Annotated in this window: 10 protein-coding genes; 5 read left to right on the forward strand and 5 right to left on the reverse strand. The window is 57.1% G+C overall.

All coding sequences use genetic code 11. The features are described 5' to 3' along the window. Nucleotides 1-39: 39 nt before the first annotated feature. On the forward strand, nucleotides 40-921 hold the full coding sequence (locus tag FC75_RS04305; protein ID WP_054661263.1) for a DMT family transporter: 882 nt from the start codon (nucleotides 40-42) through the stop codon (nucleotides 919-921). Between the two features lie 104 nt (nucleotides 922-1,025). Here FC75_RS04305 and FC75_RS04310 read toward each other — a convergent pair whose 3' ends face one another. Further along, nucleotides 1,026-1,547 carry a GNAT family N-acetyltransferase gene (locus FC75_RS04310; RefSeq protein ID WP_054661266.1) on the reverse strand — a complete coding sequence of 174 codons (522 nt, stop codon included), beginning with the start codon at nucleotides 1,545-1,547 and terminating at the stop codon, nucleotides 1,026-1,028. A gap of 21 nt (nucleotides 1,548-1,568) precedes the next feature. Further along, nucleotides 1,569-1,811 carry a hypothetical protein gene (locus FC75_RS04315; protein ID WP_054661269.1) on the reverse strand — a complete coding sequence of 81 codons (243 nt, stop codon included), beginning with the start codon at nucleotides 1,809-1,811 and terminating at the stop codon, nucleotides 1,569-1,571. Between the two features lie 159 nt (nucleotides 1,812-1,970). Between FC75_RS04315 and FC75_RS04320 the strand changes: the two genes are divergently transcribed. Further along, nucleotides 1,971-3,461 (forward strand): glycoside hydrolase family 1 protein, encoded by a 1,491-nt coding sequence (locus FC75_RS04320; protein ID WP_054661272.1) that lies wholly within the window; start codon nucleotides 1,971-1,973, stop codon nucleotides 3,459-3,461. Nucleotides 3,462-3,559: 98 nt separating this feature from the next. Here FC75_RS04320 and FC75_RS04325 read toward each other — a convergent pair whose 3' ends face one another. Together FC75_RS04325 and FC75_RS04330 are read right to left on the reverse strand one after the other, a co-directional pair. Next, nucleotides 3,560-3,859: a hypothetical protein gene (locus FC75_RS04325; RefSeq protein WP_379909673.1), complete on the reverse strand. Its 300-nt coding sequence runs from the start codon at nucleotides 3,857-3,859 to the stop codon at nucleotides 3,560-3,562. A gap of 315 nt (nucleotides 3,860-4,174) precedes the next feature. Beyond that, nucleotides 4,175-7,009 carry a cation-translocating P-type ATPase gene (locus FC75_RS04330; RefSeq protein WP_056989237.1) on the reverse strand — a complete coding sequence of 945 codons (2,835 nt, stop codon included), beginning with the start codon at nucleotides 7,007-7,009 and terminating at the stop codon, nucleotides 4,175-4,177. 265 nt (nucleotides 7,010-7,274) lie between these two features. Between FC75_RS04330 and pyk the strand changes: the two genes are divergently transcribed. After that, entirely contained in the window at nucleotides 7,275-8,720 is a 1,446-nt protein-coding gene (pyk, locus tag FC75_RS04335) for a pyruvate kinase (RefSeq protein ID WP_054661278.1), read from the forward strand. A 170-nt stretch (nucleotides 8,721-8,890) separates the two neighbouring features. After that, nucleotides 8,891-10,204 carry an NCS2 family permease gene (locus FC75_RS04340; RefSeq protein ID WP_056989238.1) on the forward strand — a complete coding sequence of 438 codons (1,314 nt, stop codon included), beginning with the start codon at nucleotides 8,891-8,893 and terminating at the stop codon, nucleotides 10,202-10,204. A 230-nt stretch (nucleotides 10,205-10,434) separates the two neighbouring features. Here FC75_RS04340 and FC75_RS04345 read toward each other — a convergent pair whose 3' ends face one another. Then, nucleotides 10,435-11,016, reverse strand: a complete 582-nt coding sequence (locus FC75_RS04345; RefSeq protein WP_054661280.1) for a TetR/AcrR family transcriptional regulator — start codon at nucleotides 11,014-11,016, stop codon at nucleotides 10,435-10,437. Nucleotides 11,017-11,294: 278 nt separating this feature from the next. On the opposite strand from FC75_RS04345, the gene FC75_RS04350 reads away from it, so the two are divergent. Then, nucleotides 11,295-12,035, forward strand: coding sequence for a WxL domain-containing protein (locus FC75_RS04350; RefSeq protein WP_054661283.1), 741 nt, complete (start codon nucleotides 11,295-11,297; stop codon nucleotides 12,033-12,035). The last annotated feature ends 70 nt before the right edge of the window (nucleotides 12,036-12,105 follow it).

Consider the following 12,105-nt stretch of genomic DNA (forward strand, 5'->3'; position numbering starts at 1 on the left):
TGTTGACTTAATGATTATTTCAAGTAGGGGGACGGCCATTTGCAAAAAGAACAATCACGTGCCGGCCATTTGGCAGCGCTGTTCACGATTCTGCTGTGGGGGACGACTTATATCGCGACCAAGGTGCTGCTGAGGCACTTTGGCCCGCTCGAGATTTTACTCACGCGGTTTGTGATCGGTTATTTGACGCTACTCATGATGCGGCCAGGTCGCGTGAGGCTGGCGCGGCCAAAGCAGGAATGGCTGTTTGTTTTTGCCGGACTCAGCGGCATCACCTTATACTACCTGCTTGAAAACTTAGCGCTGACCCAAACCACCGCCAGCAACGTGGGCATCATCGTCACGATCTCCCCGTTTTTCATGGCGCTGCTGACGGTCGTCTTTCTGCACGCCAAGCTGCCTAACCGCTGGTTTTACATTGGGTTTGTGGTGGCGATGAGCGGCGTGATCCTGGTCAGCGACCACAGTGAAGTCGCGATGGTCGGTCACTGGCTGGGGGACGCACTGGCCGTTCTGGCCGCGCTGGTCTGGGCTGTTTATTCGCTCCTGACGGCCAAAATAGGGACGCTGGATGTGAATCTGATTCAGGCCACCCGCCATACGTTTTTTTATGGGATCTTATTCATGCTGCCGCTGACGTGGCTGTTTGGCTTCAAGCTGGACTGGCATGAGCTGGTGCAGCCGGTCAATCTGAGCAACTTCCTGTTTCTGGGCATCGGCGCCTGTGCACTGTGCTTTGTGACCTGGAGCTTCGCGGTGAAGCGGCTGGGGACGGTGCGCACCAGTGTCTACATGTACCTGGTACCGGTGATCACGCTGGCCTTTTCCGTGTGGCTCTTGCACGAGCCACTCACGCCGCTGATCATGCTGGGGGCCGCACTGACTCTGGTGGGCCTGTGGCTGTCCGGAAAAACAGCCTAGCGCTGGTTAGCAAAAGACCCATGGCAGCATTGCCATGGGCCTTGGCTTAAATTCAGGCTGTTTCACGTGAAACGGCAGGGCGGGTCAAACCTGGCCGTTGCGTTTTAAAGCCCAAACGCCGGGTCGTATTCAAGCCGGCCGGACACGTTCTCCAAGCCGCCTTGGCGAATCGGTTTGATCATGAATTCGGCGCCTGTGAAGGGACCGGTAATGTCATACTGACTAGCCGGCAGGTAACCGAAGCGGCCGTAAAATTTGGGGTCGCCAAGGATGCTGATGGCCATGCGCTCGTCTTCACCAGCCTGCATTTCCAGGTATTTGATGAGGTTGCTGCCCACGCTTTGGTGCTGGTAGGCAGGCAACACGGCCAGCGGGGCCAGGACAAATACCGGCCAAGTTTGCGCGTCGCTGATGATCTTGGCCGCGGAGAGCAGGGCGCTGCCGATCACGGCACCGTCGTCGCTGGTGGCAATGACATCGTAGTCGGGATCGTAGGTGGGACTCTTGCGCAGTTTCTCGACCAACTCCGCTTCGTGGCCGTCGGTGTGGGCGGCCCCGGCGAAAGCCTGTCTGATGACGTCAAGGCTGGCGTCAAACTTTTTCGGGGTAATGGGTTCAATTTTCATCGTTATAAACTCCTTTGGTAATCAGGCGAAAAACAACATGACGATCATGACCCCAGCGGCGAGGACGAAGCCCCAAGGAATCAGGCGCTTGTAGACTGGCTGCGGTTCGCGTCGTAAAGCCAGGTACAAGCAGAGCGCGCCGACCGGTGGGAAGACTAAGGCGAGCCAGCCGATTTGGTGCAGCCACTGCAAGCCCAGCTGAGGAATGAGGTAGCCCGCCGCAAGCACCCAGTCAGGCGATGTGGTGCGGTCAGATTTAACCATGGTGTGTGCCTTCTTTCTAGTGACAAGCGTAGCACATCAAGCCGCTTCGGCGGGTCTTGAATAAAAAAGTGGCATCGTTTTCACGATTTCTGGGTTACACTGATCATGTCCGCTGGCAGCCTTTGGCGACCAGCGGTGAGCCAGAAAGGAGTTTTTAACTTGGCATTTGATGATCACTTTTTGTGGGGCGGCGCCACTGCCGCCAACCAGTATGAGGGCGGCTACCGCGATGGTGGCAAAGGCCTGAGCACCGCCGATGTGATGACTGCTGGGGCTTACGACAAGCCGCGCCGGGTCACCTGGAAGAATCCGACCACCGGCGCAACCGGCGGCACCCCGATGCAGTTCGGCCAGGCCGGCCGGCAGGTTCCAGAAGGGGCGGAGCCGGCAGTATTACCCGGGGAATATTACCCTAGCCACATTGCCACCGACTTTTATCACCATTACCAGGAAGACATCAAGCTGATGAGCGAAATGGGCTTCAAGGTGTTCCGCCTGAGTATTAACTGGGCGCGCATTTTCCCAAATGGGGACGACGAAGAGCCTAACGAAGCGGGTCTGGCCTTCTACGATCACGTCTTCGATGAGTGCAAGAAGTACGACATTGAGCCGCTGGTGACATTGTCGCACTACGAAACCCCGCTGAACCTGGCAATCAAGTACAACGGCTGGGCGAGTCGCAAGCTGATCGATTTCTTCGTGAAGTACGCCACGACGGTCATCGAACGTTACAAGGGCAAGGTGCACTACTACCTGACCTTTAACGAAATCAACATGATCGACATGAGCGGTTTTCTCGGCGGTGGCATTATCAACGCGACCGAGCAGACGCGGGCCCAAGGGGCGCACAACCAGTTTGTCGCCAGCGCACTGACGGTGCGGGCGGCCCACAAGATCGATCCCGATGTCAAAATTGGCCAGATGCTGGCTTACAGTCCGCTGTATGCGCTGACGGCCGACCCCAACGATCAGCTCAAGGCGCAGGTCGACATGCAGGATACCTACTTCTTTGCCGATGTCCAAACCGGCGGGCACTATCCGGCCTATCGCCTGAAGAAATACGCTCGTGACGGGATCAAGCTCGACGACACGCCAGAGGATTACGAATTACTGGCGCATTATCCGGCCGATTTTCTCAGCTTTTCCTGCTATGGTTCTAACACCGTTACGACGCACAAGACGGCAGGCAGCGATGCCGGCAACTTCATGGCGGGTGTCAAGAATCCGTACCTGAAGACCAATGCCTGGGGCTGGGCGACTGACCCGCAGGTACTGCGCATTGCGCTGAACAACCTGTACGACCGCTACCACAAGCCACTGTGGGTCGTTGAAAACGGCATTGGCTGGGCCGATGAACTGACCGCTGATGGCAAGGTCCACGACAGCTATCGCATCGAGTACCTGCAGCAGAACATCGCGGCCATGCGCGATGCCGTAACGCTGGATGGCGTCGATCTGATGGGCTACACGATGTGGGGCTGCATCGACCTAGTTTCCGCCGGCACCGGCGAAATGAAGAAACGGTACGGCTTCGTGTATGTCGACCGCGACGATCAGGGTAATGGCACGCTGGCCCGCACGCCGAAGGATTCGTTCTACTGGTACAAGAAAGTCATCGCCACCAACGGCGAAGACCTCAGCAACAACTAGCCTTGGCTGGCCACTGACACGGATCGTGCTGGTGGCCTTTTTGGTGGCTTACGGCGCAAAAAAGCCCAACCGCTGAGGCGGCTGGGCTTGGTGAACCATCAGACGAGCGGCTCATAAACCAACTCGACCAGGTTTTTGTGGGACGCGATGTTGATGCCGGAAATCGGCTGGTCGAGGATCTTCTGATACTCATCCAGCACGTCGTTAGGCAGGGGCGTGAGCAAGTGTAAATCATCGATCACGTCGCTCGAGGTGTCAGTGGTGCTGAGGTCAGTAAAGAGGTCGATCTTGCTCATGCAGTCGAAAAGCAGGTCGCTCAGCTGCGATTGCGGCTTGCCGTTGCCGTCAATGATCACGACTTGCGAGTGGTTCAGCGGTTGGTGCTCAATCTGAAGCATTTTGATGGCGTGATAAACATCCACAGTTTTCACCTCACTATTGTTACCCCGATTGTAGGCATTCTGCTGGGAAAATACAACGACGAAACTGTGGGGCAGAGGATGGTCTCCGGCGGGATTCGGCTGGAACGTGGCGGATACCGCTTCGAGCCTCGCAAGCGAGTCTCTCAGTCGGATCTTGTTGTAAGCGGCAGCTGCGCATGGCTTAGAGTATGCGGCAAAGCCGCTTACTCTAAGCTCAAGCCGCTAACAACAATTTCGCCACTGAGCCGATCCCGCCTCCGACCATCCTCCTTCTGCGCCCCCGTTGGAGTGTCAATCGGCCTCTGGGATTTCGTTAGGTGAAGCGGACTGGGATTTGCCACCTTTTCCTGGACGCAGCGCCCAGTAGAGTTCCTTCAGGCCCGACAGGATGAAGGTTGGGATCGCCGGCAGGAAGATCACCGCCGCGTACAGCGGGGTCGACAGCGGCGCGGTGCCCATCACCTCGTTGAAAAACGGCATGAGGGTCACCAGCAGGGAAGCGCTGGCCGCAAAGCCCACGGCCATGAGGAGGCGAGGGTTGTTGAACGGATTGCGGCGGAACAGGGTGCGGGTACTGCGGGCGTCAAACACGTGCCACAGCTGGCCGAACACGAGGGTCAGGAAGGCCAGGGTCTGGGCCTGGCCGGCGGACATGCCGCTGGCAGCGCCCCAGACGAAGGCAACGTAGACCAACCCACCCATCACAGTGCCGCGCACGAAGATGCGGGTGAGCACGCCGGACAGGATCGACTGCTTCACGTTGCGTGGCGGCCGGTGCATGAGGTCCGCCTCCGGCACGTCGTAACCCAGTGCGAAGCTCGGTAAGGCGTCGGACACCATGTTCACCCAAAGCACCATGAGCGCGGTCAGCGTCGGTGTTGTCGCCGCAACCTGGCCGATCGGCTGAGTCATCAGCAGGACCCCAAAGAGCAGTGCGAGGACCTCGGCGACGTTGGTCGTCAGCTCGTGGCGCATGAAGTTTTTGATGTTGGCAAAAATGGTGCGGCCGGCGCGGACGCTGTTTTCAATGGTCGTGAACTGGTCGTCCAGCAGGATCAGGTCGGCGGCGTCCTTGGTCACCTCGGTGCCGTTGATGCCCATGGCGATGCCGATGTCTGCGGCGCGCAGAGCCGGGGCGTCGTTGATGCCGTCACCGGTCATCGCGACGGTTTCACCTTGGCGCTGCAAGGCGTGAACGATGCGCTGCTTGTGCTCAGGCGAAACGCGGGCGTACACACGGATGTCCGGCGCGAGGCGGAAGAGGGTGTCGTCATCCATGGCGGCCAGCTGCTTTCCTTCGATCACCCGGGCGTTCGGGTCGGTCACGATGCCAAGCTTCAGCGCAATGGCGCGCGCCGTCACAGCGTGGTCGCCGGTGATCATCACGACATTGATGCCGGCCTGGTGCAGCTCCTTCACGCTTTGCCGGACTTCCGGGCGCGGCGGGTCGATGATGCCGGCGATCCCGAGCAGGGTCAGGTGCTGCTCGAGCTGGGCTGTGGTGCCGTGCAGGGCGAGCGCCTCATCGATGTCGCGGACGGCAACGGCCAGTGTGCGCAGGGCCTGTTCGGCGAAGCGGTTCACCTGGTGTTCGACAGCGGCGCGACCCTCTGCGATGGGGATCATTTTGCCGTGGTCCTCGATCAGGTCAGTTTTTGCCAGCAGCACGTCCGGCGCACCCTTGGTCAGGACTTGGTACCGGCCGGCGTCCTTGATCACGACGCTCATCATTTTCCGTTCAGAGTCAAACGGCAGCTCGCGGATGATGTCGATGTCCAGCGCCTGGTCCTTGTTGAGCACGGTGTCGCGGTCGACCCCGCTCTTGTGGCCCATAACGATCAGGGCCACGTCGGTTGGGTTCCCGTAAGGCTGGCTGCGGCCGTCTTCGTCCGCCTGGATCGCCGCATCGTTGTTCAGGACACTGGCAAGCATGAAGCGGGTGAAGCCCGGCGTGTCGTCTTCATCATCGGGCAGAATTTCGCCGACCGGTTCGTAGCCGTCGCCTTCGACGACGTAGCTGGCACCGTTGGCGTAAAAGCGCGTGACGGTCATCTGGTTGCGCGTCAGGGTGCCGGTTTTGTCAGAGGCAATGTAGCTGGTGGCGCCGAGGGTCTCGACTGAGTTCAGTGACTTGATCAGGCCGTTGTTCTTTGCCAGCATGGTCGCACCGATCGTCAGCACGATTGACAGCACGGCCGGCAGGGCATCCGGAATGGCGGCCACCGCTAAGGCGATGGCGGTTGACAGGGATTCGGCAAGGACCTCAAAGGACAGTGTACCGGTTTGCTGCACGGCCTTGACCATTTCAAGAATCAGCGTGAAGGCGACGATGATGATCGCGACAATCATCAGCTTTTTGGAAAGCGCAGCAATGGTGCGCTCAATCGGTGTTTTCTTGGTTTCGACCTGGTTGAGCAGGGTCGCAATTTTCCCCAGCTCGGACTGCATCCCGGTGGCCACGACGACGCCCAGGCCGTTGCCGTGGGTGACCGTTGCGCCGGAGAAGCCCATATTGGTGCGGTCGCCGACTTGGGCGTCGCCGTCGAGGGCGTGGGTCTGCTTCTGGACCGGCTCGGCCTCGCCGGTCAGGTGGGCCTCGTTGGTTTGCAGCTCGGCCACATGGAGCCAGCGGACGTCGGCTTCAATGAAATCGCCGGTTTTGACGCTGACAATGTCGCCGGGTACCAGCTGGCTGGCCGGCACGGTTTCCCACTCCGAGTCGCGCAGGACCTTGGCGTGGTGGTCGGCCATGACCTTCAGGGCGTCCAGCGATTTCTGCGCACTTTTGGCCTGCCAGAAGGACAGGCCGGCATTAATGAAGATCAGTAGGAGGATCGCGATGCTTTCGTACACGGCGGCCATGCCGTGAGCCGGGTCGTCGCGCACGAAAAAATCGTAGCCGGCGCTGGCCCATGCGAGTCCGACAGCAATGAACAGGATGATGACCAGTGGCTCCTTCAGGCTGAGCAGGAACTGCTTCCAGGCCGGGGTCTGCTTGGCCTGCGCTAAGGCGTTTTCGCCGTACTCGCTGAGGCGAGCCGCCGCTTCCTGCTGGCTGAGGCCGGTACTGCGGTTGGTGTGGAGCCGGTTTAGGACGTCTGCTTTATGTTCGTTGTGGGGGTTCATTTTATTCCTCCTTGGAAGACAAAAGGGCACAGCGTGCAAGCGGCTTTCCTCCCCGAGAAAGCAAACTTGAGCGCAGCGCCCAACCGAATGTCTAGTATTGATTACCTAAAGCTTAACGGAACGATAATTATGTTGTCAAGTTTACTGCCTTAACGATTGGTAAAAGAAAGCGTTTGTATTATTGGCTGGATTCCTCTAAAATAAGCTTGTGACTGCATTCACGTAGTCAACTTAAGTAGGGCAATTAAGAGTATGGAGGACAAACATGCGCAAGACAAAAATCGTGTCGACTCTGGGGCCGGCATCCAATGACTTAGAGACCATCGTCGCCTTGATCCACGCTGGGGCCAATGTGTTCCGCTTTAACTTTTCTCACGGTGATCATCCTGAGCAGCTGGGCCGGATGAACCTGGTCAAGCAGGCAATGAAAGAAACCGGCATCAAGGTGGGGCTGATGCTCGACACCAAGGGCGCCGAGATCCGCACCGGTGAAAACGTTGACGACGCCGTGTTCCATTACGAAACCGGCGACAAGATCATCCTGACGATGAACACGGGCATCCAAAACGTCAAGGACCGCATTGACGTGACCTACGCCGGCCTCTTTGACGACGTGGAAGTCGGCGGCCAGATCCTGTTTGACGACGGTCTGCTCGGCACGACCATTTTGTCGAAGGACGCCAAGAAGCGCGAGCTGACCCTGGGCGTGCAGAACCCGGCGGAACTCGGCAGCAAGAAGGGCGTCAATGCCCCTGGCGTGTCCCTGAAACTGAAGGGGCTGACAGACAAGGACCGCGACGACATCAAGTTTGGGGTCGAGCAGGGCATTCACTTCATCGCGGCCAGCTTTGTCCGCAAGCCAAGCGATGTCCAGGACCTGCGTGACTTGCTGGAAGAAGTCGGCGGCCAGGACGTGCTGATCATCCCTAAGATCGAGTCGCAGGAAGGCATTAACAACGCCGACGAGATTATCCGGCTCGCCGATGGCGTCATGGTGGCGCGTGGCGATATGGGCGTCGAGATCCCTTACGAAGAAGTGCCAGCCGTTGAGCAGGAGCTGATTCACAAGGCCAACCTGATCGGCAAGCCGGTCATCACCGCGACCCAGATGCTGGATTCGATGCAGGAGAACCCGCGGCCGACGCGTGCCGAAGTCACCGACGTTGCGTTTGCGGTGCTGCAAGGCACCGATGCCACTATGCTCTCCGGCGAATCCGCCAACGGGGACTACCCGGTCGAATCCGTCCACACCATGGCTGTGATCGACGAGCGTGCAGATAAAATGCGGCCGCTGCACAGCCCCGTGTTGAACGAACTGAAGCAAAGTGGTTCCATCACCACGACGACGGCGATCGCTGCGGTCACTGCCGCCGAGCGCGTTTCCGCCAAGGCCATCATCACACTGACCTCCAGCGGCTACACCGCCCGTCAGATCAGCCGGTTGAAGCCGGCGGCGCCGATCATTGCGCTGACTTACACTGAGCGCACCGCGTCTCAGCTGTTGCTGTCATGGGGTGTGACCCCAATGGTGCTGCCGAAGGGCGACGCCTATGAAGACTTGATCGCACAGGCTGAAAAGCGCCTGATCAAAGAAGGGGTGGTGGCTGCAGGTGACGTGATCGTCATTGTGGTCGGGCTGCCCTTATACCAGGCAGGTTCAACTAATAACGTGCTGATCTCGCGGGTCAACGAGGACGGGGCAAAGGACTAACAAATCCGAACAAGAGAGAGAAGCCGGTGAAGGTCGGCTTCTCTTTTTGCCTAAAATCGGCTAAAACACGAACATTAAATTAGTCCAGTTGTACTATTTACAATTTTAGCCGAATATTCTATGATGGGTTGCGTGCTGAAATGAAACTTTCAGAAAGCAGGCAATTATTCATGAAACAAAAGCTTCTAGATTACTTCGAGGTCGATGAACTGGGCACCACGGTGCGCCGGGAAATCCTGGCGGGCTTCACCACGTTTATCTCGATGGCCTACATCTTGTTCGTCAACCCGTCCGTGCTCGGCGCGGCCGGAATGGACAAGGGCGCCGTCTTCACGGCGACCGCCTTAGCCAGTGCACTGGGCTGTATCCTGATGGGGGCGCTGGCCCGCTACCCGATCGCCACGGCACCGGCTTTGGGCATTAACGCCTTCTTCGCGTACTCGGTCGTCATTGGCATGAAGATCCCTTGGCAAACCGCGCTGGCCGGGGTGTTCGTCGCCAGTCTGATTTTCATTTTGATCACGATCTTCAAGCTGCGGGAAATGATCATCGATGCGATCCCTGCCGACCTGAAGTACGCGATTTCCGGCGGGATTGGGTTGTTCATCGCCTTTTTGGGGCTGAGCAACGGCAAGCTGATCACCGCCAACAAGTCGACAATTGTCGGTCTGGGTTCGCTCGAGAATCCGCTGGTGTGGCTGACCATTTTTGGGTTGATCGTGACTGCGATTCTGATGGTTAAAAAAGTCCCAGGCGGGATTTTCATCGGGATGGTGTTGACCATCATCCTTGGTCTCGTCACCGGTCAAATCAAGGCACCGAGCCGGCTGATTTCCTTGGCGCCCAGTCTTAAACCGACATTCGGCGTGGCCATCAGGCATGTCGGCGACATTAATACGTTGCAACTGGCAGTCGTGGTCCTCACCTTCCTGCTGGTCACGTTCTTTGATACAGCGGGCACCCTGGTCGGCCTGGCCAACCAGGCAGGGTTCATGAAGGACAATAAAATGCCGCGCGTCGGCAAGGCGCTGGCCTCAGACTCCACGGCCATGCTGGTCGGCTCAGTGCTCGGCACCAGTCCTGTTGGGGCCTATGTTGAATCCTCAGCCGGCATCGCGGTCGGCGGCCGCACTGGTCTCACCGCCATCACCACCGGCGTGATGTTCCTAGTCGGCATGATTTTCTCGCCACTGCTCTCAGTCGTTACTGACCAAGTCACTGCCCCGGCACTCATCATCGTCGGCGTGCTGATGGCGCAGTCACTAAAGAATATCAACTGGTCGAAACTGGAAATTGCCATTCCGTCGTTTCTGATCATGATCGGCATGCCGCTGACCTACAGCATCTCCGACGGCATTGCGCTGGGCTTTATCATGTATCCGATCACGATGATTGCGGCGCACCGCGGCAAGGAAGTATCCCCAATCATGTACGGGCTGTTCTTCGTCTTCATTGGGTTCATGTGGATCCTGAACGTCGGCTGACGAGGCGTAATTAGATAGTGATAACAAGGCGGTGCAGCCCCGAGTGGTTGCACCGCCTTTTTGACTGTGGAGAAGGGAGAATAAGCCTAAGCTTTTTTCAGAAAAGTGGTTCAAATGCTGTTAAGGCGCAAGTCAGCGGGCAAATAAGCACTAATTTTTTCGGCGGGCCATTTTACGTTCAACAGGATGAATCATTTTTACTTCCATATAAAGGGTCAACTGGCAAGTGATCAGAGTTGATGGTTAATAGTTTTGGTGGTTGTCGCTGGTCCCGGTAAGCCCAGAGTGGCCAAAACTTGGTTGAATTCGTTAACTTGTACGGGCAGGTTTGTCAGCGCCTGGTCATTGATAAGTTGGCTGATGAAACTGTACGTGAGGACGGCCAGATGCTGCGAGACCGCGAGGGAGCAGGTCAGCTTGATCCCGCGCCGACTGAGGTCCCGTTGAAATAGGCAAGTAATGTGCTGGATGGCGATCTGCTGAAAGCTGGCCTCAGCCGTGTTGATGTTGCTCAACAGCTTCGCGTGAGGCAGCAGGTCAGGATTTTCTTGGCAGGAAGAGACGACCAGGTTGATGGGACACCGGTTCAGGAACAATGCCGTGAGCTGCTCAGTTGTCTCCTCAATCAGCGCGCAGGCTAGGGCGTACTTATCCTGATAGTGATTGTAAAAAGTGCTTTGGCCAATTTCCGCGCGGCTGGCGAGCTGGCGCACGCTGATGGTTTCAAAGGACTGCTCTCTCAGCAGCGCATAAAACGCGTTGGTGATGGCGCGGTGCGTCTTGCGCACCCTTAGATCGCTGGAATTTTGCACATTATCTTCTCCTCACACAGAAAGCTCGACTCTGGCGAAGTGAATAGACTCCGACTGCATTGTAGTCGGGTCCCTTTTTGGTCTACAAGCATAAGCACCCGCGTACTGGGCAGTTCCGTTCAGGATGACCAATAATGGTCAGGACTGCTGAAGTCACCACCAACGCACAGCGGCGCGCGTTTATACTCCCCTTGTTTAGAGTAGTGATACTGGCGAAAACTCTAACGATTTGTTTTTGACGACGGATTGCATCACGTCAATCAAGGAGGGTATTAGGAATGAAAAAGACATTATTTGTGACGGCCGCGGTCGTGGCAATGACGGCGGCAGGTGCACTGACAGGAGTGCAAAGCGTATTTGCGGCAGATGCCAATGGAAATGCCCAAGGAACAACCAACGCCGAGTTCAAGGTAGAGGCCGGTAGCGGTGGTACAGATGGCGGCGACACTGGTAATGACAAGGATCTTATTCTTAACAAGATTCCGGACCTAAGATTTAATCTTGATGGTACTAGCAACGGAGCCGACCCTAAGGTTGGAAATATCATCAGCGGGGTAACTTTGAAGTATGCGGATGGAAATGTGGAGACTAAAACCAACGATAATGCTGAGAACCAAAAAGGACTCATTGAAGTCTTGGACTATCGCGGCACTAATGCCGGATGGAACTTGTCTGCTCAGGTTGGCAAACCGACAAATGGCAAGACCACCCTGGAAGGCACGCTGACGTTGCACGCACCAATCTCTATGTTTACCAATGCGGACGTGACAGCGGCAGGGAATACTGTTGCAGGCACCTTGACGGCTGGCGGTGCAAACGTTCAAATCTGGCAAGCAAAGGCCGCTGTTGCTGGAACTGATGCTCAGCATCCTGCGACTCCTGGCGAAGGGGCCGGTACTAACGATGCGACTGTAGACAATGGCACGACATTTGATATTGCATCAAATGCTAGCGCCACCACTGGTCAGTACGATGCGCTTGTCACCTGGACGCTGGCTGGCACACCTGAGATGAACTAAATCTCTACGGGTGACACCATGACGGCCAAGGAATTGTCTTGGTCGTTTTGCTTATAGATTGGGGGAACAG

This window comes from Lacticaseibacillus camelliae DSM 22697 = JCM 13995, assembly GCF_001436615.1.
GTDB lineage: Bacteria > Bacillota > Bacilli > Lactobacillales > Lactobacillaceae > Lacticaseibacillus > Lacticaseibacillus camelliae.

What these genes read in the sequence shown, in the direction of transcription:
- FC75_RS04340 (WP_056989238.1), top strand. Translation starts at nt 8,891, where the DNA reads ATGAAACAAAAGCTTCTAGATTACTTCGAGGTCGATGAACTGGGCACC.
- pyk (WP_054661278.1), top strand. Translation starts at nt 7,275, where the DNA reads ATGCGCAAGACAAAAATCGTGTCGACTCTGGGGCCGGCATCCAATGAC.
- FC75_RS04350 (WP_054661283.1), top strand. Translation starts at nt 11,295, where the DNA reads ATGAAAAAGACATTATTTGTGACGGCCGCGGTCGTGGCAATGACGGCG.
- FC75_RS04325 (WP_379909673.1), bottom strand. Translation starts at nt 3,859, where the DNA reads ATGCTTCAGATTGAGCACCAACCGCTGAACCACTCGCAAGTCGTGATC.
- FC75_RS04315 (WP_054661269.1), bottom strand. Translation starts at nt 1,811, where the DNA reads ATGGTTAAATCTGACCGCACCACATCGCCTGACTGGGTGCTTGCGGCG.
- FC75_RS04310 (WP_054661266.1), bottom strand. Translation starts at nt 1,547, where the DNA reads ATGAAAATTGAACCCATTACCCCGAAAAAGTTTGACGCCAGCCTTGAC.
- FC75_RS04330 (WP_056989237.1), bottom strand. Translation starts at nt 7,009, where the DNA reads ATGAACCCCCACAACGAACATAAAGCAGACGTCCTAAACCGGCTCCAC.